The sequence below is a fragment of the Marivirga sp. genome (assembly GCF_051117495.1).
Lineage (GTDB): Bacteria > Bacteroidota > Bacteroidia > Cytophagales > Cyclobacteriaceae > Marivirga.
Genome location: NZ_JBNPEF010000027.1, coordinates 1 through 19,262, shown reverse-complemented (window position 1 = coordinate 19,262; position 19,262 = coordinate 1). Strand labels below are relative to the sequence as shown.

Sequence of the window (19,262 nt, the reverse complement as noted above, 5' to 3'; positions counted from 1 at the left end):
ATGAATTATTTTCCCCACAGAATGAAAGGCGCCCAGTAATATGGGGCACTATAATCAGAATTGATCATTGATAGTTTGGCATTCCTTAATCCATTGGAAAACGAATGGTTCTCCCCACCCAACTCCTTTTGATAAAAAGATTGCATTAATAAAGAGGTTGATTCGTCAGCCACTTTCCATAAAGACAAAATTAAATTATCTGCTCCTGAATAAGCAAATGCCTGTCCCAATCCCATTACACCTTCCCCCCTATTGATTTTACCTAAGCCGGTTTCACAAGCTGATAAGACTACGAGTTCAGCATTTATACTTAGCCCATAAATTTCCCCAACATAAAGTACATTGTCATTTTCCAGTTTATTACTTTCATCATTTTTAAAATATACGCCCGATAAATCGGGAGATTCTAAATCAACTGTTCCGTGAGTGGCCAAATGAATAAAACGAAAGCTGTCTAAAGTAGAATTCTTAAACCTTTTTTTAGTGGCGTCATTTCTCACAAGAGATTCTATAACTAAAGATTGCTGACCACACCACTTCTTAAAATGCTCACTTTCTTGCTCAGAAGCAGGTAACATGGGGATTCCATCGCCAAATTCCACAGGCGAAATCAATAAAGCTTCATTGCCGTAATTCGATGTTTCCTTTGAATGATAAAGAGAGGCGGAATAAGCATAATTTGTTTCGTAAAATTTGATCAAGTAATCTAAATCATAAAAAGCCGTATTTTCTTTCTGATTCTTTACCAAAGCTTCAAACGGGATGGTGGACAATTCACCATCGGGAACTATAATCAACCTATTAATACCTTTTTTAATGTTAATTGGCAATAAATATTCATGAAGTTCATATGCTATAGACTGAAAACTTTGCTGTAAGTTGTAAGTCAATGTATTTCGATAAGCCCTTAAAAATTTTAAGACTTCATCCAATTCATAAATCCTTTGATAGGATATATTACTTTTAGTTATCAAATATAAGTTTATAGAATTACTTTTATTAGCAATTGAATATTCTAAAATAGCCTCATTATCATTCAATCTGTTTTGAATATCTTGAATACTTACAAAGGTTTCACGATGTTTCAAATTATAATACTCAGGATATTCACGTCCCAATTCTTCAATAAAATTATTATGCTTTTGCTTTAATTGAAAATACTGATCTCTCAATAAATTCAGCTTTGAAGTCTCCTTTTCCAACGCAATTTGAGTATTTAAATATGCCAATTCACTCGAAAGATCTTTTTCTTGCTCTAACACTTCCTTAGGAATACCTGCAAAACTTTGAGCCTCAGATTCCACTACGGCCGTTTTTAGCAAGGATGATTTTGATTTTTCAGCATATTGAAAGGCTTTGATTAAATATTCGTTACCAAATAAAGTTACTTCTTGCAATTGCAAAGCAATTCTTTGCCCATCCTCAAAAAGTTCAGATGCCAAATCGCTCAATTCCAATAAATCCTTTTTATTGGTAGTGCCTGCTCTAATATTCTCCAGCACCTTTTCAGCAAGATCAATAGTGGATAAGGCAATTTCCAGATGAGATTTTTTCAAAGAAAAGCCGTAATAAAATGACTCTAAAATAATAGCCTTCCTCATGAGAAGTGTCAGCTGGATATTTAATTTATTGGCATCTTCAACTTTAGGGTTTGAATTATAATCCATTTGGTTAAATTCAAAACTATTTGCTTTCAATGCCCTTTGAATATACTCTAGTGATTTCTCATAAGACTGTTCTCTTAATTCCAATTCTGATAATTGTGCAAATACATTAGCAAGTTCAGAATTCCTTTCACCGTAGTTTTGAAGATAAATAACCCTAGCTTCTTCCAGATAATCTTCTGCCAGTACTAATTGATTGGTAGCAAGATAAATGCCTCCTATATTGGCTTTAATAAATGCCTCTGTGGGTAATCCATCTTGATGGTTGGCTTTCCATCTACTTAATGCATTATTCAAAATTCTTAAAGCCTCAATTTGATTACCCTGATTAATTTCTGCCAAACTTATATTGATGGAAAGTTGAATGATTTTATCCAATTGATTATCAGCAGATTCAGTATATATCTCTAATGCATTATTATAATAATCTACTGCTTTCTTAGGTTCAGTATTGACATATACCAACCCTATATTATTGTATATATCTGCTATATTAGTTTTTTCAATTCCATCAATTACTTTGTATTCAGCCAATGATTGTTGTAAAAATTCAAGTGCCTGATCCCTTTTACCTTGATTCCATAAAATAAGACCATAATTTTTAAGCCATCTTGCGTAAAGTTCAGGATGTGGATGATTTCGGATTTCTTTATTATTTTCCAATAAATCAAGGATCTTCTTAGCTTTATCATTCCTGCCTTTCAAAAAATAGAGCTCTGCGAGCAATAAATTATCTTCATGAGAAGTAGAGTCGAGATCCAAATTATTGATTAAAATATCAATATCTTGAGTACGGCTTTTAAAAATAGTTGCATGATACTTGTCCGATAAAAGTTGGCCATACCCAAATAATGGTAAAAAAATCAGGACTATTAAAAAAAAATATCTGAACATATCTTAAAAATTATAAGTGTAATTAAGACTAATCACATGTTTTCTTGTGAGCCCGTCAGGGTTAAATTCCCTATCTGTTATCCTTTGGCCATAGATTAGGTTAAGACCAGAAAAAACATTGAATTTGTAATTTAATCCAAATAAAGCAGAAAGTGCCAGCCCTGTAGTTCCTTCTAATTTTTCATATTCATTATCTTCATTCAATGCTTGGTCTTTTGTAATTCTATATATCGGTAATAATCCAACATTAAAGGTTAACCTCGACATTCTGAAGTTTCTTTCAAAACGCATCATCACATCGGTACCTCTCCTTAAATTACGTCCTACATCGTGTTCTCTTACGTAAGACATTCCGCCTTCATACCAACTCCAGGAATCAACAGAAGCATCAAATGTATTTTCATTTTGATGGATTAAAGGTTGTTGATAACCAACTGAAATTAACCATTTTTTATTGATGAAAGACGCTCCTGCCACCATATCATAAGTACCAAGAGAAGTTTGATAGTACATCGGGAAAACTGCATCACGTCCTGGCACTGTAATATTTGACCTATTTGTCGGTATTTTTGCACCTAAAGTGCCCAATATATCAAATTCTGGTTTTGTAATTAGATTCTTGGTTAAACTAAGGGAAATATCCCCTATACCAGAATTACTACCAAAGTTACCATCAATATACATATATGGGACTTTTACCTGAAGATCATATTGGCCACCAATTGAAAAGCCAAAATCTAATATACCTGCCCTTATGATGGCAGAAGTATTACTTTGACCTTCATAAAAACCTACCGTCACTGACCGCAATTTAATTGGGATATTTTTGTTAAATTCTTGACTGGGTTTCATCGCCCCCATGGTGCAAAAACCCGCATCACTACACCCCTGACTGTATAATCCGTATGAAAGTGATAATGCTATTAACAAGCTGATTAACTTCCTATATATATACATAAACAAATATAATTTGTAATATAAAAATAGGTTAATTAATTGAAAATGTAATAAAAACTGTTGTAATTATAAAGATAATTACCTTCAAATTTTTCACAACTAGAATAATCAACTTCAATTTTAAAAACTGTAAATTATCATATTGTAAGAGTTCATTTTTTTTCTCAGGTAAAAATTATTGAAATGAGTTCTCATTTATAAACAATTTAATATAAAATATTACTTCATGTAGTTACATGAAATAATCATTTCTTTATTCTAACTTATAGTTTTATATTATGGAATTAAATAATTATCATTTTTTAAACTAAACTAATGAAGTACTGGGGGGAGTATAAAATTAGGATGGCGCAAACCATTTTAGGTCAAAGCGAGGCCAGCCCAAATTTATCTTATTATCGCAATCAGCTGTTTTTTTATCTCATACTTTACACATTTACATTTTCGCCTCTGGCCATAATACCGGGTATAATAGCTTCCTATCGTACGGGTTTTATCAATCTTCTCATTTTAAATGTTATTTTATTTTTTGTGCTGATGATTATTGCCTTTGTTAAACCTATCAAAATACAAACAAGAAAATTAATTTTCATCATTGCACTCCTCATTACTTCATGGTCTTTAATTTTTAACCTTAAATTAGAAGGGCCTGGAATGATGTATTTATATTCATGTATCATAGTGACTTGTCTTATTCATTCCGGAAAAATTGCTTATAAATTAATTCTAATTAATTCAATCGCATTAGGATTGATAGGTTTGAACATTCAATATCAATGGGTGGGCTTAGGTTTAACAAAAGATCAAAGTATCACTACATGGTTTGGAATTACTGTAAACCTAATATTTGTAAGTATAATTATAGTGGCATGCTTTGAAATGGTTTTTAGAAAATTGGACAAAATCATTCATCAACAAAGAACACTTAATGAAATGGTTAAATCGGACAATAAAAAAATGAAAGATACTCAAAAGGTTCTTCAAGAAAAAAATGATGAATTGAGTCAGTTTGCCCATATTATTGCACATGATTTAAAGGAGCCATTAAGAAGCATGCAAGCTTTCTCCGATTTAACAATTAGCAAATATAAAGAATCAATTCCTGAAAAGGGTCAAGAGTTTTTAAACCATATTAAAACCTCCTCGAAGCGAATGGCGCTTTTATTGGATTCCTTATTGGAGTATGCCGAAATTGGAAAAGATAAGCAAAAATCAAATTTTTCAGTTAATGAACTGATGGAAGAACTAGAGCAAGATCTTAGCCAATTGATTAAGGAAAGTAAAGCTAATATTATATATGATGGATTACCAGAAATAAATGCTTATGAATTTGAGTTTAAACAACTTCTGCAAAATCTAATAGCCAATGCAGTAAAATTTAAAAAAGAAGACGAAAACATTAAAGTTAAAATTGAAGCAAATGAAAAAATTCAACATTGGGAATTCTTAATTACTGATAATGGAATAGGCATTGATTCTAAACATCAAGAAAAAATATTTACAATATTCCACAGATTGCACAAAAATAGATTTCCAGGAACAGGTTTAGGGCTTGCCAATTGTAAAAAAATTGTAGAAATGCATAATGGAAAAATATGGGTGGATTCTGTTCCGGACAAGGGTAGTACATTCCATTTCACCATTAGTAAAGAGCTAGAGTACCAGTTAGACAATTAAGAAATCAAATGGTCTTTCGGAAATAAGGCTTGGTCATAGTACCCACTAATTTAGATATATCATAGCCTTCGTCCACTACTTTTGCATTTTCGATTTCCTCTATGGTTTCTCCAATCTCATGAGCATAAAATTTTGACAACTGCCAGTTTTCTTTTTTACCAGCTAAATACAATTTATGACTGTATAGCTGTAAATAGCCCATAGCTTTTGCCAACTCATACCCTTCTTCTACTTCTTCCTTTTCCATGCTAGACTGGACTGTTTTTTTTCTTTCTTCTTCAATATTGCTATTTAATTCGGCAATACTAATATAATTCATGATAGCAATGACCAACGCAATAATGACCAACCCTCCGGCTAATAAATTTTTGTTCATAATTAAATAGTATGTTTAATGACTTTCCAAATTTAGATTTGTTTTCATAAGGAAGGAAAAATATGGAGAAAATTTAATACCTAATTTTCTTATGCATAAGATAATTTTGTATAATTGTACCATGGCCAATCAACAATTAATAAAAGGGAGTCTATCTACTATAGTTTTGCACCTTTTGCAAACTACTGGTGAAATGTATGGCTATGAAATCACGCAGAAAGTAAAACAATTGACTGCAGATGAAATCAAGCTGACTGAAGGCGCTCTCTATCCTACTCTGCATAAACTTGAAGCTGAAGGCACATTAACTACCGAAAGCAGAAAAGTAGATGGCAGGGTAAGAAAGTATTACCGGCTTACAGAAAATGGAAAGAAAGCCACAACTGAGAAAATGCAGGAATTGGAGGCTTTTCTTATGAATATGCAACGCGTATTGGGCTTTAACTTAAAATTAGGCTGATGAGGACTTTGACAGCAGAACAAAAAACACAACTAGCAAATCATATTGCTAAAAAGCCAATCGATTACATAGAGTTATACAATGAACTGTATGATCATTATGCTTCATCCTACGAAAAAGGTGAAAAAAGTCTTGAAGAAACATTGGAAGAACTAGATGATCATTTTTACTACCAAAGGGTCAAAAGAATTAATAGTAATTTATTGAAAAAGACTAAAAAGTCTGTTAATGAAATCTATTGGAGAGAATTCAAGAATTTTTGGCGTTGGCCTCAGATTGTATCTACATTAGGAATACTTTTTTTAGGACTTTTATTAATTGAAACAATACCAGTTAAATCAATAGTTTGGTATATTTTGGTTCCAATACTTGTGATTAATGTTGGTTTATTATTGTACGGTTCGATTTTAAAATATTTAAAAAAACAGGCCGGCAAAAAATTCGAATCAGCGCACTTTAAAGCTACTCAACACTACTTAAGCTTACCAACCACCATCTTCAACTTGACTATTTTTTTGCCAGTCTTAGTTTTAGAACCTAGCGAACCTACAATCAGTATTTTTGAAAAATATCCTGCTATTGTCTTAGTACTATTAATGCTATTTTTTACATCTGCCTTTATCGGATTTAAATTATTCAGAACTAATATCAAAGTGCAATATCTATGAAACTATCAGCCGAACAAATAGCTCAAATCAAATCATGGATCTCAAAAAGAGGGTTTACTCACACGGATGTACAATATGAAATTATTGATCATGTAGCTTCCGCCATTGAAGATAAAATGGATAAAGACCCTGATTTAACACTTGAAATTGCATTCAAACAAGTCCATAAATCATTTGGGGTATTTGGTTTTCAAACAATTGAAGAATCTATAGCCTCTAAATTGAACAAAGAATTAAGGGATTCCTATGGAAGAGGCATCAAGCAGATATTCAGTAGTGAAAAACTATTCATTCCAATTTTATTCATCTTAAGTTTAATCACTTTTTATCAAAGCTTTCCTGAGTATTTCAAGGTATTTTGTCAAAGTATATTCATAGCTTCCACTGTAGGGGCATTGATTTATTATTTTGTTCAATACAGACAAAAAAAGTATATCAAAAATTACTTAAGTTTTAAAATGGCAATTGCTATCATTCCGAATATTTTGGTAGTAGTAGGCAATTTGAGTATAAATTTTCTAAAAAATATTCATCCAAACTATGCCGTAGTCATTTTCTCTATCCTCGTTATCGTTGTTTATGCAATAATCTTAGGCACTAACCAAATGATCGAAAAAACAGAGAAGTTGCATAAACTTTACAAATCAAATTGAAGTTTAAGAGGTAATGACATAACCTTTAAAAAATATTGTTTAGCTTTTTTATTATTTTATTAAACACTTCGAACTCTTCCGTGTTATTGCCGTATATTTGACCTTCAATAAAAAAATATTAATGCAAGTATCAGTTTTTAGGAAAGAACATTTTAATGCCGCCCATAGGTTAAACAATCCCAATTGGTCGGAGGAGAAAAACCAAAAGGTTTTTGGAAAATGTAACAATCCCAATTTTCATGGACATAATTATGAACTTATCGTTAAAGTAACAGGAGAAGTTGATCCTGATACAGGATATGTCATGGACATGAAAGTGCTGAGCGATTTGATTAAAGAGAGAGTTCTTAACAGGTTTGACCATAAGAATCTGAATATGGATACTGAAGAATTCTCTAAGCTTAATCCAACCGCTGAAAATATTGCCATCGTGATTTTTAATTTGTTGAGGGAAAAAATTGACCCTGAAAAAGAATTAAAAATCAAGTTGTACGAAACGGAAAGAAATTATGTCGAATACCCAACAGAACAATAGAGAATTGGAAAATATAAATGAATTTGAGGAATTTGGAGATGACCACGTGGCTTCAAATTTTGAGACTCCATTAAGAGCAGATGCCTTTGAGATGGACGATGAATTGAAAATGGAGATGATTGCCAAGCACTTCAAAGAAATCATGCACATCTTAGGCATGGATTTGAGCGATGATAGTTTGAAAGGAACTCCCAACAGAGTGGCTAAAATGTATGTAAAAGAAGTTTTCAGTGGTTTAAACCCCAAAAACAAACCACAACCAAAGCTCTTTGAAAACAAATATAATTATAGTCAAATGCTAGTGGAGAAGGATATTACCTTCTATTCACATTGCGAACACCATTTTGTCCCTATCTACGGGAAAGCACATGTAGCTTATATTTCAAGCGGAAAGGTAATTGGGCTTTCTAAAATCAATAGGATAGTGCAGTACTATTCTAAAAGGCCTCAAGTACAAGAACGTTTGACAGTACAGATAGCTGAAGAATTAAAAGAAGTAATGCAAACTGAGGATGTGGCTGTAGTTATGGATGCCAACCACATGTGCGTTTCCTCTAGAGGAGTTGGCGATACCAACAGCCGAACAGGTACTTCATACTTTGGCGGTAAATTCAATGATGAAGCTACAAGAAGAGAGTTTTTGGATTATATCAATTCCTCAAGTTCCTTAAATAAATAAGTAAAACTAACTATTCACTTAAAGCCAATTTTCAGAAGAAGATTGGCTTTTTTAATTTATAGCATCGATCAATTGAATACAGCAATAAATATTGGTCCGTTTTAGCAAAAAAAGTAATTAAATAAGCTCTTACGATTAAAAGTAAAAAATCAATCTACAATTAATAAAACATTAGCTATTGTTTAATGTTATAAGTAATAATATTAAACAAATTACTATGTCATTTAAAGATAAAAATATATTAATAGTGGGAGCTAGTTCAGGAATTGGATATAGCTTAGCTAAAAAACTACAGGAAAAGGGTGCAAATTTAATTTTAGCCTCTAGAAATAAACCTGATTTATCAGGTGATTTCCAATACATTAAATTAGATGTCTTGGATATGAAAGATGAATTGAAGGAATTGCCTGAAGAATTGCATGGTTTAGCATATTGCCCAGGCAGTATTAACCTTAAACCCTTTCAAAGCATAAAAGAAAATGACTACATCAATGATTTTAGGCTAAATACGGTTGGTGCGGCCATGGTCATTCAACAATCCTTAAAAGCATTAAAAAAATCTGGTGAGGCTAGTATTGTTTTGTTCAGCACAGTAGCAGCCAACACTGGATTGTCATTCCATGCTTCGGTAGCTTCGGCAAAAGGGGCATTGCAAGGTTTTGGATTAAGTTTAGCTGCAGAACTTGCTAACAAGAACATCAGAGTAAATTTAGTTGCGCCAAGTTTAACAGATACTCCCATGGCTAAAAATCTACTTTCAACAGATGAGAAAAAGGAAGCATCCAATAAAAGACATCCTATCGGCAGATATGGTACAGCTGAAGATATTTCAAACGCGGCCACTTTTTTATTAGATAGTGAAAACAGTTGGATAACGGGGCAAATTATAGGCGTAGATGGCGGAATGGAAAGAATAAGAAATATTTAAAATTTATCAAACAATTCAATTAACTCAGATGTTAAAACATAAACTTTTTATAATTAAATAATTTTTTTCACACAATTACAATTTTTAAAATTATGAGTAACGAGACAGAAACTTTAAAAGATAATTTAGTAAGTCATCATAAAGGTTCACACGCAAAAATTTCATTTGTTGAGGGAAAACCTGTAGCCATTGTTGAAGCAACCAGTACATATATTCCTATTGAAGAATTTAAAAATATATTCAATGAAATAGGTAAACTGGTAGAATCAAAGAAAATTACTAAGCTTGTTTTTGACAAAAGAAAGTTAACAGTTTTTCATCAGCCTTCCATGGAATGGTATTTTACAGAATGGAAAGAGCAGATGTGGCATAAAGGTCTGAAAACACATAGAAAGATTTTGCCCGATAATAAAGTTTTCCAACAAAGTGTTAAGATTGGTAGAGAGAAAATAAAGGAAGAAAATCCTAATTTGAAATTCAATGAAATGGATATCCAGTATAAAGATTCACTACAGGATGCCATTGATAATTAATAAAATATGTCAAATAGTACTGTAGAAGAGTTAAAACTAGAACTTGATAAATCCAACAATGAAATAAAACTCTTAAAATCCAAATACGAAAGTCAAGTTGGAGAACTTAGAAATGAAGTGTCATATCTGAAAGAGCAGTTAATGGCTCAACAGGATATGCTCAAAATGGCGGTAGATTATGCCAATAAACTAGGGAAAGAGTTAAAAGGATTAAAAAAGAAAATAGATTCAGGTAATTTTCAAAGCATACATTAGTTTTGCTTCTCGAATCTCAAAAAAAATTGTAATAATTTTGAAAAACGGTTAAACACTGTTATATGAGTAGAATCCCAGAATCATATTATTTTTATAAGGATTTATTAAGAAAATCTAGAGAAGAAAAAGCAAAGCTTAAAAAAGAATATACCGATAAAATAAATGGATTGTACGATGAAATATCCTTTTTGAAGGAACAGATAAGTTCACAACATACCATGATTGAAGAGTCTATTAATTATGTCATGAAGTTAGAACAGCAGCTTAAAACCTTCGATTTGGAGATTTCGAATGAGAAAAAAGAGAAAGAAGATAATAAATAATAATTGATAATTTACGGTTTAATACTAAAGCATCTATTTCTTAATAGATGCTTTTTTTATGAATTTAAAATAATGAGTTACTAAAATAGAATAGGCAAAAAAAAACATCTGCCAAAGAGACAGATGTTTAATTTGAATTTACTATTAATCTTTAATTCATCGACTTCAAGTACTTGTACAAATCACTATCTGTAGATAAAATAACAGTAGTTTGATCATTAAATGTTTTCTGGAAGGTTTCCATAGATTTTAAAAAGGAGTACAATTCTCTAGAAGCATTATTTTTGTTATATGCATTCGCATAAATTGCGGCCGCTTCAGCATCAGCCTTACCTTTGATCTGCTCTGCTACTTTAAATGCTTCAGACTGAATAGACTTGAGTTCTCTTTCTTTCTCACCATTAATTCGAGAAGCTTCCCCCTGCCCTTCTGAACGGAATTTATCGGCAATTCTAAAACGCTCACTTTTCATTCGCTCATATACCTGTGTTCTCACCTCTTCAACATAGTTAATTCTTTTGAATCTGAAATCTAATATTTCTATTCCTAAATCTTGAGTCTGAAGATTTGCAGATTTTTGAATATACTCTTGAATACTATCACGACCAACATTGATTTGGACTAAACTATCCTCTACGATCTCACTTATAGCGCCACTTGAGATTGGGGTTCTATTACTAGTTCTCACGGCTTCTTCCAAGTAATTATTCGCAATAAAATCACGAGTTTCCCCATCTAAAATATCATCTAAACGAGACTGCGCCCCACGCTCATTAGTCAAACGTTTGAAAAATTGTAGAGGATCGGTAATTTGCCAACGGGCATAGGTATCAACAAAAATGAATTTCTTATCTTTTGTTGGAACTTGATTAGGATCACCATCCCACTCCAAATAACGTTTATCAAAGAAATTAGCAGTTTGCACAAATGGAACTTTGAAATGAATTCCTGCATCTTTAACAGCGTCTCCTACAGGTTTACCGAACTGAGTAATAATCACCTGTTCTGATTCCCTTACTATATATGCGCTCTGAGCAATTACTATTAAAGCAACTACTACTATAACTAATATGGTTATTAATGATTTTTTCATAATTAATATTTCAAAAATTTAAAATGATTACTGATTAATCGCTTTACCTGATTTTGTAGCCATGTTCAATAATGGCAATACATTCCCACCTTTTTCATCAGTAATGATTTTATCACCTAATTTAGGCACTACTTCTTGCATTGTTTCCAAGTAAATCCTAGTTTTAGTCACACCAGGAGCTTTTATATACTCTGTATAAAGTTCATTAAATCTAGCTACTTCCCCTTCAGAATTATTGACCCGCTCGGTTGCATAACCTTCTGCTTTTTGAATAGTCTCTTCGGCCTGTCCTCTTGCTTTAGGAATCACTTTATTATATTCTGATTTTGCTTGATTAATCAAAGTTTCTTTTTCCTGCTGTGCTTCGTTTACTGCATTAAAAGCTCCTCTTACAGGTTCAGGTGGAGTTACATCTTGTAAAACCACTTGCTCTACCCTAATACCTAATTCGTAATCATTGGAAAGCTCTTGTATAAGGACTTTCAATTTACCAGCAATTTCAGCTCTACCCACAGTTAGTACTTCATTAACCGTTCTATCTCCAACAATTTGTCTCATACCTGACTCAGAAATATCACGAAGTGTGTTTTCAGGGTCTCTTACTTTAAATAAGAAATTATAAGGATTGTCAATTCTGTATTGAACCACCCATTCTACATCAGCTAAATTCAAATCTCCAGTTAACATTAATGATTCACCTTCAGCCCCTCTTTTCGAAAATGTTGATTGAACACCCGCACTGGTAGTTCTAAATCCGAATTCTTGTTTTTGTTGTCGCTCAACTGGCACTTTAGTCACTGATTCTACAAAGGGAATCTTAAAATTCAATCCTGATTCAAGGGTTCTGTTGTAAGCTCCTAAACGAGTTACTACCCCAACTTCCTCCGCTCCTACTTGAAAGAATGTACTGATAACAGCTGCCAATACCACTACCACTACAATGATCAAGCGTATGTTCTTTACTATTTTTTGAAAGGACTCTTTTGCTTTGTCCCCATCAAATTCAAATTCTGCCATAAATATGCTATTTTATTGGTTAATTGTTTTTTACTTATACTATTAATTATTAATTACTAATTTTTAATTATCACTCTCCCCATTTCCATTCATTTCCCAACTCCAGTTCTTCCTTTAAACCTTGGTTAATTAAGAATTCTTTGGTTTGCTCAAAATCAAGTTTCTTGGTTGGAATTTCCTCTAAATTTGCTAACTCCCATAGGAACATGCCTCCAAAACGTACAGTATTCTTAAGATGTTCCTCATTTACCAATGAAAAATCATCTCCATTAGAATGATAATAGCTATAAACCTTTCTTTCTAAGTTTCCTACTAAGCCCACTACTGGAACTCCTTCCATCATAAAAGATTGATGATCACTGTGTAATCCAGCCTTATTGGCATTAGTATTTTCATAGCTTGAGTCAACAGCTTGAATTTTTTGTCCTATCGCATCAAATACAGGCACCATTTCTTCTCTGCCAGAAGCATTAAATCCTTTAGGGTTTCCGCTCATATCAATATTCATCATATAGGCCACATTTCCTAATTCTCCTTTATCAGCTAACATCTTAACCATTTCTTTAGAACCTAATAAACCTTGTTCCTCACCCATAAACATTACAAATTTGATATTTCTTTTTGGTTGAAGATTAAGCGCTTTATATGTTCGAGCTATATCCAAAATTGCGGCAATGCCAATCCCATTATCTATTGCTCCAGTAGAAAGGTCCCAACTATCCAAATGACCACCAATAATGATGTTCTCATTTGTTTTTTCTTTAGCTGGTAATGTAGCAATAACATTTCTGGATTTTATCATCTCACTTTTATTGCTCATTTGAATATGAGCTGTAATTTTTTCTCCTTCAGCTAATTGCTTTTTCAGTTCCATACCTTTTTCAAAGCTGATACAAATAGCTGGAATATCAATCAAACTTCCTGTAACGGATGCAGTACCTGTCAATAATACTCCTCCTGGCACTTGATTGGTGATAATAATTCCTTTAGCTCCATATTCTATTGCTAAGGCAGTTTTCTCAGAACGGTGAATATTTTTCAATCCCTCTGGACTGCCATCCAAAATCCCGATATAGACCAAAGCTATTTTCCCTTTCACTTCATTTTTTAAGCTATCAAAATCAGCTCTTAACCCATTATTGACATCTATGACTTCATGTTCAACATCCGCAGAAACAGGTGAATGCCCCAAGGAAACCACTTCTTCAACCTCCTCATTATTAACCTCAAGACGCACGGAATCACGAGCCCAAGCTTCTACTTCAAATTCATGATATTCAACATTTTCATAACCATAAGATTTTAAAAGCTCATATGTATATTCTTCTGCTTCAGTACCATTTTCAGAACCCGTTAAACGATGCCCAATTTCAGAAGTCATCTTTTCCAAATTTGAATATGCCATACTGTTTTCCTGTACTTCCTTATTAATAGAAGCTAAAACATTATCCTCTTCTTTTTGCTTAGTTTCACATGACAATAGAAGGATAATTGGAAAGCTTAGTAAAAGTACTTTAATAGTATTCTGTTTATTTTTCATTGTTATTAGTTTAGAAATTTGAAGTTAAGCAAATCTAATTACAAATTAGAAAATGTACATGCCTTTAAAATAAAACCTGAGAAAATAAGCAACAATATAATTATTCCTATTTTAGCAAATTGAATTTATAGTCTAAACAGTATCCATTAAAAATCACAAATATGAATATTGAATTTTGGATGAAAATGGCAATTGATTTAGCCAAAGAAAGTAAAACTCCCTTTGGTGCCATTATAATAGATCCTGAAGGTCAACATGTGAGCGGATACAATACTACCATTCATGATGGGGCAGTTGCTCATGCGGAAATAAATGCAATCAATAAAATAAAGCAACTGGATTATGACCGAGCAGAGGAATTAACCTTAATTACTACGGTGGAGCCTTGCCCAATGTGTATGTCTGCCATCATCTGGGCTGGAATAGGTGAAGTGATTTATGGTTGCAATATTCCTACTGCCTCTAAATATGGGAAGCAAATTAATATTAGAGCAAAGCAGATAGCTTCGGAAGCCTGGTATGGTCCAATAATAAATGGCGATGTTTTAGCAGAAGAATGTGAGAATTTATTTAAAAAGTAATAGAAGCTAAAAATTTACGAAATGCTATAAATTCTTCCAATTGATGTTCTGGGATTTTATAAGCTTGCAATTCCTCATAGTAGTCATAAAAAATGGCCTCTGTCATCTTTTCATTTAAAATCAATCTTAATAGATAACTCCTTTGGCATAGTTTAAACAGATTGGTGTGTTTTTGGTTTTTAGTGAAAATTAGATCTTTATAATAACCTGATAACACCTTCAAATCCGACATTGTATCCAACCAACTGAAACCATTTTTAACCAAAGCTCTTTCAATTTCAGGCAAAGTTTTTGAAAGCTCAACACTATTTTGAATGAAGCTTCTTTTTGAAATGTTGTCTGCTATTTGATTAATATTTTCCCAATAAGTGAGTTTCAATGGTGAAGTTTCCTGTCCATAAAACCTAAAAATCAATTCTTCAACTTTATTAATTTTTATTGCCAACTGAATTTCAAGCATTAAGCCATCTTCATAAGGAGTGATATTGACCACAATTAATTTACTACCTAACTCAAAACTATGATAAAAAGCATCATAGCCCTCCAGCTTGAAATATTGAAAGTCATTTAAAAAATCCTCTAATTTTTTAATGACCTCTATTTTCATTGATAAACCTTTAAAGTTTCAGTAAAAAATGACAATGCTCGCTCTTCAGCATAAGTGAATTTTTTATTCTTTTGTAGAAAGCCTACATGTCCACCGTGAGAAGTCAATTCTAACACAATATTTTGATTGGCATTTGCTTCTGATTCAGGATAACAATCTCCTGTAAGCATGGGATCGTTCAATGCATTTAAAATCAAAGTTGGAATTTTAATGTTTTTCAAATGCGGGAAGCATTGAACACTATCGTAAAAATCTTGAGCATCTTTGTAACCGAAAATTTTTGCGCTATAATGGGAGTCAAACTCATGAAAATCTTTGAATGTCTGCCAAGGTTTGATTTCTAATAATCCAGGATATTGTTCATTTTTATGCCTGAGCTTTATATCTAATTTCCGCATAAATCTATTTTGGTAGAATTTATTTTTCTTGAGTGCCAACATTTTAGAACTACTTGACAAATTACAAGGAACACTTACAGCCATGGCTGCTTTTATTTCAGGATACAAATCCTGTCCGTTTTCCCCTACATATTTTAAAGTCAGACTACCTCCCATACTAAACCCTATCATCACAATTTCATTATAGCCTTCTTTCAATGCTTTATTTACTACTTCTTCCACATCTTGCGTAAATCCATGATGATAAAGGAACTCTTTACGATTCATTTCACCACTGCAACTTCTGCAGTTCCATGCCAATACATCCCAATTATTTTGCCCAAACAATTTCGCAACCCCTTGTATATAAGGCCTTTCAGAACTTCCTTCCAAACCATGAGAGGCAATAATTAATCTAGAATTATTATTCCTTACCCAATCAATATCCAAAAAATCCCCGTCTTGGGTTTCAATTCTCTCTCGCTCATATTTTACTCCTTTCACTTTTCTCAAAGCACTGGGGACTATGGTTTCCAAATGCTGATTAAATAGGTAGAATGGGGGTTTATATTGAATATTCTTAATTATTGGCATTATTGAAAATTTAAGCAAGGCCGAAGATAATTAAACTGTTTCTTTAGCTCTTGATAAAAAGCATAAAAAAACCCAATTGTTTCCAATCGGGTCATGATTATTTATTTATTATTGAATTAGGCAGTTGCTGACTGTTCGGTACTCTTGATTTCATACTGATAAAGCCATTCTTTTCCATCCTCAATAGAATCGAATAATTTCATTTTTCTCCCAGTTGCTGCAATAATTGAATTCAAAATTAAAGTAGAAAGCTTACTCAACCCACACACCACGGTTACTTTTACTTTTGGATTATTCTTTTTTACAGTTTCTTTAATTTTTGACAAAAGGTCTTTATTGAATCTGGCATTTGTTGCATTTACACAAGACAAAACCGACTTATCTGGAAATTCAGCTACCAATTTCTGTACTGCATCAAATGTTGGAATAGCTTCGTTTCCATTTGTATTTTCAATATCAGTATAAACTATTTTAACTCCTTTATGATCGACAACTTTACAATACGACATAATTATAATATTTTATTATTTTTTATCACTTATTTAATTTTGTTTCTAATTAAATAAATAAACTTCAGATTAAGAAACAAATCATGAAAATGGTGATAATAAATTTACATTTTTAGATAAAAACCAATATTTCTACGATAAATATATAGGCTTGACGTCTAAGAGATAAAATTTATCAAATTAAATAATTTGTTAGACAGAATGGCTAATCATGTTCAGTATGATTGCAAATTTTTTCGGTGCTAGTACTACCACTTCCCAAACAATTTGGGCAATAAGTATAAAGTTCTTTTTCACCTTCACACACAGGGCATATATTAATACCCTCTCCTTTGCACTGGTGACATGTTTTGTAACTTCGATTTCCCATTGCACCGAGTTGTATTAACACTCCGTCTCCACTGCAGGCAGTACATCCGACTTTTCCTTTAGCTTCACAATAATCGCAATCCTTAAGTAATTGTTTTTCACCATTACAGGTCATACAAGTTTCCAAGCGGTATCCACTTAAATCACAATATTGACATGAAAGGCTTTTATTGAGCTGAAGAGCCAATAATTTTTTTAATTCTTCCGCATTTTGATAATACGTACCTGCCTTGCCCATAATTTCAAAGTATTTATCCAAGAAACTTTGGCTGTTTTGGTATTGACCTACCTCGTACAAAGTTTTTGCAAATAAATAAGGCATTTCTGAAGGAAGCTTAACACCTAACTTTAAAATTTTTCGGAATTGAGTATTTGCAGACTCATAGTCACCACTTTGCATAGCCTTTTGAGCATTTTCATAATAAAAATTAAGTGTTTCTTTTTGATCTTGAGCTGAAGAATTTTCTAAATTAAATAGTAAAAAGAAAATTATTATAGAAAAAATATTTTTCATCTGGCAAATGGGCAATAGACTTTTAAGACTGGTATTATTTTTAAATTATTACTATTAACGCACAAAATTAATAAAGATTCCTAAAGTACCAGAAAATTAACCTCCTACTATTTCCTTTAAGTTATTAATCAAACCTTCCCATACTTCATACTGCTCCTGCTCATCTTCAAAATCTGAGTAATCAACTACTTTCATATACATGGATTGGGTTAGCTCATTTTCATCTAAATGTATTTCGATGTAGGCCGGATCATCTTCCTCTCCTTCTTCTGGAAATTCAAATTTGACAAATTGATTCACTCTATGCCCTGCCATAATTGCAGGATGGTCTTCATCATCATATATAAAATTATATTCCTTATCCTCATTTATATTTACATCATCAGCAAACCATTGTGACAAGCCACTTGCTGTACTTATATAAGGATATAGCATTTTCTTTGAAGCATTTATTTCAAAGTCTCCAATAAATTTTTTTAGTCCCATAACCAATTCATTTTAATAGTTGATAAGTTAGGATTAAATATGATATATCACAATAAATTCTTTTTCAATTTTTTTTGGATTATGAAATCATAATTCATTATGTTTGCACTCCAATTTCGAGCTGGTGGTAAAATCAAAAGGATTTTAGTTGATTGAAATTGATAATTGGTGAGGTAGATCATTAGGTTATCCCATTGGGATCCCTTCGGGGGAGCGCAGGATTCATATCCGCTGACTAGCGGACGGCAGTTTCAAATCTGCTCCTCGCTATTAGTTGTTTGAGTATTTGATTTAATGATATTATTTGGCGAGGTAGCTCAGTTGGTTAGAGCGCAGGATTCATATCCGCTGGCTAGCGGACGGCAGTTTCAAATCTGCTCCTCGCTATTAGTTGTTTGAGTATTTGATTTAATGATATTATTTGGCGAGGTAGCTCAGTTGGTTAGAGCGCAGGATTCATAACCCTGAGGTCGGCAGTTCAAATCTGCTCCTCGCTACTATTTTAAAGGCAACTTCGGTTGCCTTTTTTGTTTCTACCAAAGCAAAGAAAATGTTTAAGGTTTACGTTCTTTACAGCCCCAACCATCATAAGATTTATGTCGGATTTACCTCTGACCTACAAAATCGAATGGACAGCCACAATATATTCTCCAAAAAAGGATACACCGCAAAATTCAGACCCTGGGAAATCCTATTTACTGAGGATTATGAAACCAAAAAGGAAGCTCTCAAAAGAGAAAAACAGCTCAAAACCGCAAATGGAAGAGAATACATTTGGGAAGTGGTCTATGAAAAATATAAACTGTAATATAACTGACAGCTCAGTTGGCTAGGGCACAGGATTCATATCCGCTGGCTAGCCATAGCCGTCAGCCTAACACCGTAATGGATTGATTTAAAGATAGTTTGCCTTTCTTTTTCTCTAATATTAGTATTTTTGGAGCTATTTCTATTAATTCATCCATCAGAGTGA

General features: G+C 32.6%; 23 protein-coding genes and 2 tRNA genes. 14 read left to right on the top strand and 11 right to left on the bottom strand.

Features of this window, described 5'->3' with window-relative positions; genetic code table 11:
- Positions 1 to 5 precede the first annotated feature (5 nt).
- Together ACFE0M_RS14185 and ACFE0M_RS14180 are read right to left on the bottom strand one after the other, a co-directional pair.
- A complete protein-coding gene (locus ACFE0M_RS14185; protein WP_434546437.1) occupies positions 6 to 2,558 on the bottom strand; it encodes a CHAT domain-containing protein in 2,553 nt (850 codons plus the stop codon).
- Between the two features lie 3 nt (positions 2,559 to 2,561).
- Positions 2,562 to 3,515, bottom strand: a complete 954-nt coding sequence (locus ACFE0M_RS14180) for a hypothetical protein (RefSeq protein WP_434546436.1) — start codon at positions 3,513 to 3,515, stop codon at positions 2,562 to 2,564.
- Between the two features lie 315 nt (positions 3,516 to 3,830).
- Here ACFE0M_RS14180 and ACFE0M_RS14175 point away from each other — a divergent pair, with 315 nt between their 5' ends.
- Positions 3,831 to 5,192: a sensor histidine kinase gene (locus ACFE0M_RS14175; RefSeq protein ID WP_434546435.1), complete on the top strand. Its 1,362-nt coding sequence runs from the start codon at positions 3,831 to 3,833 to the stop codon at positions 5,190 to 5,192.
- 4 nt (positions 5,193 to 5,196) lie between these two features.
- Here ACFE0M_RS14175 and ACFE0M_RS14170 read toward each other — a convergent pair whose 3' ends face one another.
- Positions 5,197 to 5,568, bottom strand: coding sequence for a hypothetical protein (locus ACFE0M_RS14170; protein ID WP_434546434.1), 372 nt, complete (start codon positions 5,566 to 5,568; stop codon positions 5,197 to 5,199).
- 121 nt (positions 5,569 to 5,689) lie between these two features.
- On the opposite strand from ACFE0M_RS14170, the gene ACFE0M_RS14165 reads away from it, so the two are divergent.
- The 9 genes from ACFE0M_RS14165 to ACFE0M_RS14125 all read left to right on the top strand — a co-directional run bounded on the left by ACFE0M_RS14165 (position 5,690) and on the right by ACFE0M_RS14125 (position 10,602).
- Positions 5,690 to 6,028, top strand: coding sequence for a PadR family transcriptional regulator (locus tag ACFE0M_RS14165; RefSeq protein WP_434546502.1), 339 nt, complete (start codon positions 5,690 to 5,692; stop codon positions 6,026 to 6,028).
- Positions 6,028 to 6,696 (top strand): hypothetical protein, encoded by a 669-nt coding sequence (locus ACFE0M_RS14160; protein WP_434546433.1) that lies wholly within the window; start codon positions 6,028 to 6,030, stop codon positions 6,694 to 6,696. The genes ACFE0M_RS14165 and ACFE0M_RS14160 overlap by 1 nt, the downstream gene beginning before the upstream one ends.
- The gene (locus ACFE0M_RS14155) at positions 6,693 to 7,349 is read left to right on the top strand and encodes a hypothetical protein (RefSeq protein ID WP_434546432.1); all 657 of its coding nucleotides are present in this window, start codon (positions 6,693 to 6,695) and stop codon (positions 7,347 to 7,349) included. Before ACFE0M_RS14160 ends, ACFE0M_RS14155 begins: the two co-directional genes overlap by 4 nt.
- 121 nt (positions 7,350 to 7,470) lie before the next feature.
- Positions 7,471 to 7,884: a 6-pyruvoyl trahydropterin synthase family protein gene (locus tag ACFE0M_RS14150; protein ID WP_434546431.1), complete on the top strand. Its 414-nt coding sequence runs from the start codon at positions 7,471 to 7,473 to the stop codon at positions 7,882 to 7,884.
- Positions 7,859 to 8,563 carry a GTP cyclohydrolase I FolE gene (folE, locus tag ACFE0M_RS14145; protein WP_434546430.1) on the top strand — a complete coding sequence of 235 codons (705 nt, stop codon included), beginning with the start codon at positions 7,859 to 7,861 and terminating at the stop codon, positions 8,561 to 8,563. Before ACFE0M_RS14150 ends, folE begins: the two co-directional genes overlap by 26 nt.
- A gap of 217 nt (positions 8,564 to 8,780) precedes the next feature.
- Positions 8,781 to 9,491, top strand: a complete 711-nt coding sequence (locus ACFE0M_RS14140) for an SDR family NAD(P)-dependent oxidoreductase (RefSeq protein WP_434546429.1) — start codon at positions 8,781 to 8,783, stop codon at positions 9,489 to 9,491.
- A 92-nt stretch (positions 9,492 to 9,583) separates the two neighbouring features.
- A complete protein-coding gene (locus tag ACFE0M_RS14135; protein WP_434546428.1) occupies positions 9,584 to 10,024 on the top strand; it encodes a hypothetical protein in 441 nt (146 codons plus the stop codon).
- Between the two features lie 6 nt (positions 10,025 to 10,030).
- The gene (locus tag ACFE0M_RS14130; protein ID WP_434546427.1) at positions 10,031 to 10,279 is read left to right on the top strand and encodes a hypothetical protein; all 249 of its coding nucleotides are present in this window, start codon (positions 10,031 to 10,033) and stop codon (positions 10,277 to 10,279) included.
- Between the two features lie 62 nt (positions 10,280 to 10,341).
- On the top strand, positions 10,342 to 10,602 hold the full coding sequence (locus tag ACFE0M_RS14125; protein ID WP_434546426.1) for a hypothetical protein: 261 nt from the start codon (positions 10,342 to 10,344) through the stop codon (positions 10,600 to 10,602).
- Between the two features lie 151 nt (positions 10,603 to 10,753).
- On the opposite strand, the gene hflC is transcribed toward ACFE0M_RS14125, so the two are convergent.
- The 3 genes from hflC to ACFE0M_RS14110 form a co-directional block, all read right to left on the bottom strand.
- Entirely contained in the window at positions 10,754 to 11,695 is a 942-nt protein-coding gene (gene hflC, locus ACFE0M_RS14120) for a protease modulator HflC (protein WP_434546425.1), read from the bottom strand.
- A gap of 27 nt (positions 11,696 to 11,722) precedes the next feature.
- Positions 11,723 to 12,712, bottom strand: a complete 990-nt coding sequence (hflK, locus tag ACFE0M_RS14115; RefSeq protein ID WP_434546424.1) for an FtsH protease activity modulator HflK — start codon at positions 12,710 to 12,712, stop codon at positions 11,723 to 11,725.
- A 70-nt stretch (positions 12,713 to 12,782) separates the two neighbouring features.
- The gene (locus ACFE0M_RS14110) at positions 12,783 to 14,252 is read right to left on the bottom strand and encodes a M20/M25/M40 family metallo-hydrolase (RefSeq protein WP_434546423.1); all 1,470 of its coding nucleotides are present in this window, start codon (positions 14,250 to 14,252) and stop codon (positions 12,783 to 12,785) included.
- Positions 14,253 to 14,413: 161 nt separating this feature from the next.
- Here ACFE0M_RS14110 and ACFE0M_RS14105 point away from each other — a divergent pair, with 161 nt between their 5' ends.
- Positions 14,414 to 14,833, top strand: a complete 420-nt coding sequence (locus ACFE0M_RS14105; RefSeq protein ID WP_434546421.1) for a nucleoside deaminase — start codon at positions 14,414 to 14,416, stop codon at positions 14,831 to 14,833.
- Here the strand turns inward: ACFE0M_RS14105 and ACFE0M_RS14100 are convergent.
- The 5 genes from ACFE0M_RS14100 to ACFE0M_RS14080 form a co-directional block, all read right to left on the bottom strand.
- Complete coding sequence (locus tag ACFE0M_RS14100) at positions 14,823 to 15,440, bottom strand: hypothetical protein (RefSeq protein WP_434546420.1); 618 nt, start codon at positions 15,438 to 15,440, stop codon at positions 14,823 to 14,825. The two genes, ACFE0M_RS14105 and ACFE0M_RS14100, sit on opposite strands and share 11 nt — an antisense overlap.
- Positions 15,437 to 16,411 (bottom strand): YheT family hydrolase, encoded by a 975-nt coding sequence (locus tag ACFE0M_RS14095; protein WP_434546419.1) that lies wholly within the window; start codon positions 16,409 to 16,411, stop codon positions 15,437 to 15,439. Before ACFE0M_RS14095 ends, ACFE0M_RS14100 begins: the two co-directional genes overlap by 4 nt.
- Positions 16,412 to 16,527: 116 nt before the next feature.
- Positions 16,528 to 16,920: a hypothetical protein gene (locus ACFE0M_RS14090; RefSeq protein WP_434546418.1), complete on the bottom strand. Its 393-nt coding sequence runs from the start codon at positions 16,918 to 16,920 to the stop codon at positions 16,528 to 16,530.
- A gap of 205 nt (positions 16,921 to 17,125) precedes the next feature.
- A complete protein-coding gene (locus ACFE0M_RS14085) occupies positions 17,126 to 17,803 on the bottom strand; it encodes a molecular chaperone DnaJ (RefSeq protein WP_434546417.1) in 678 nt (225 codons plus the stop codon).
- Between the two features lie 96 nt (positions 17,804 to 17,899).
- Positions 17,900 to 18,289 (bottom strand): START-like domain-containing protein, encoded by a 390-nt coding sequence (locus ACFE0M_RS14080; protein ID WP_434546416.1) that lies wholly within the window; start codon positions 18,287 to 18,289, stop codon positions 17,900 to 17,902.
- 306 nt (positions 18,290 to 18,595) lie between these two features.
- On the opposite strand from ACFE0M_RS14080, the gene ACFE0M_RS14075 reads away from it, so the two are divergent.
- From ACFE0M_RS14075 to ACFE0M_RS14065, 3 genes are all read left to right on the top strand, one after another.
- Positions 18,596 to 18,676, top strand: a tRNA-Met gene (locus ACFE0M_RS14075).
- A gap of 36 nt (positions 18,677 to 18,712) precedes the next feature.
- Positions 18,713 to 18,786: transfer RNA gene (locus ACFE0M_RS14070), tRNA-Met, on the top strand.
- Positions 18,787 to 18,839: 53 nt separating this feature from the next.
- On the top strand, positions 18,840 to 19,097 hold the full coding sequence (locus ACFE0M_RS14065; RefSeq protein WP_434546415.1) for a GIY-YIG nuclease family protein: 258 nt from the start codon (positions 18,840 to 18,842) through the stop codon (positions 19,095 to 19,097).
- Positions 19,098 to 19,262 lie beyond the last annotated feature (165 nt).

Excerpts from the sequence above, each read along its gene's own strand:
- ACFE0M_RS14185 (WP_434546437.1), bottom strand. The coding sequence starts at position 2,558 with ATGTTCAGATATTTTTTTTTAATAGTCCTGATTTTTTTACCATTATTT.
- ACFE0M_RS14180 (WP_434546436.1), bottom strand. The coding sequence starts at position 3,515 with ATGTATATATATAGGAAGTTAATCAGCTTGTTAATAGCATTATCACTT.
- ACFE0M_RS14175 (WP_434546435.1), top strand. The coding sequence starts at position 3,831 with ATGAAGTACTGGGGGGAGTATAAAATTAGGATGGCGCAAACCATTTTA.
- ACFE0M_RS14170 (WP_434546434.1), bottom strand. The coding sequence starts at position 5,568 with ATGAACAAAAATTTATTAGCCGGAGGGTTGGTCATTATTGCGTTGGTC.
- ACFE0M_RS14165 (WP_434546502.1), top strand. The coding sequence starts at position 5,690 with ATGGCCAATCAACAATTAATAAAAGGGAGTCTATCTACTATAGTTTTG.
- ACFE0M_RS14160 (WP_434546433.1), top strand. The coding sequence starts at position 6,028 with ATGAGGACTTTGACAGCAGAACAAAAAACACAACTAGCAAATCATATT.
- ACFE0M_RS14155 (WP_434546432.1), top strand. The coding sequence starts at position 6,693 with ATGAAACTATCAGCCGAACAAATAGCTCAAATCAAATCATGGATCTCA.
- ACFE0M_RS14150 (WP_434546431.1), top strand. The coding sequence starts at position 7,471 with ATGCAAGTATCAGTTTTTAGGAAAGAACATTTTAATGCCGCCCATAGG.
- folE (WP_434546430.1), top strand. The coding sequence starts at position 7,859 with ATGTCGAATACCCAACAGAACAATAGAGAATTGGAAAATATAAATGAA.
- ACFE0M_RS14140 (WP_434546429.1), top strand. The coding sequence starts at position 8,781 with ATGTCATTTAAAGATAAAAATATATTAATAGTGGGAGCTAGTTCAGGA.
- ACFE0M_RS14135 (WP_434546428.1), top strand. The coding sequence starts at position 9,584 with ATGAGTAACGAGACAGAAACTTTAAAAGATAATTTAGTAAGTCATCAT.
- ACFE0M_RS14130 (WP_434546427.1), top strand. The coding sequence starts at position 10,031 with ATGTCAAATAGTACTGTAGAAGAGTTAAAACTAGAACTTGATAAATCC.
- ACFE0M_RS14125 (WP_434546426.1), top strand. The coding sequence starts at position 10,342 with ATGAGTAGAATCCCAGAATCATATTATTTTTATAAGGATTTATTAAGA.
- hflC (WP_434546425.1), bottom strand. The coding sequence starts at position 11,695 with ATGAAAAAATCATTAATAACCATATTAGTTATAGTAGTAGTTGCTTTA.
- hflK (WP_434546424.1), bottom strand. The coding sequence starts at position 12,712 with ATGGCAGAATTTGAATTTGATGGGGACAAAGCAAAAGAGTCCTTTCAA.
- ACFE0M_RS14110 (WP_434546423.1), bottom strand. The coding sequence starts at position 14,252 with ATGAAAAATAAACAGAATACTATTAAAGTACTTTTACTAAGCTTTCCA.
- ACFE0M_RS14105 (WP_434546421.1), top strand. The coding sequence starts at position 14,414 with ATGAATATTGAATTTTGGATGAAAATGGCAATTGATTTAGCCAAAGAA.
- ACFE0M_RS14100 (WP_434546420.1), bottom strand. The coding sequence starts at position 15,440 with ATGAAAATAGAGGTCATTAAAAAATTAGAGGATTTTTTAAATGACTTT.
- ACFE0M_RS14095 (WP_434546419.1), bottom strand. The coding sequence starts at position 16,411 with ATGCCAATAATTAAGAATATTCAATATAAACCCCCATTCTACCTATTT.
- ACFE0M_RS14090 (WP_434546418.1), bottom strand. The coding sequence starts at position 16,920 with ATGTCGTATTGTAAAGTTGTCGATCATAAAGGAGTTAAAATAGTTTAT.
- ACFE0M_RS14085 (WP_434546417.1), bottom strand. The coding sequence starts at position 17,803 with ATGAAAAATATTTTTTCTATAATAATTTTCTTTTTACTATTTAATTTA.
- ACFE0M_RS14080 (WP_434546416.1), bottom strand. The coding sequence starts at position 18,289 with ATGGGACTAAAAAAATTTATTGGAGACTTTGAAATAAATGCTTCAAAG.
- ACFE0M_RS14065 (WP_434546415.1), top strand. The coding sequence starts at position 18,840 with ATGTTTAAGGTTTACGTTCTTTACAGCCCCAACCATCATAAGATTTAT.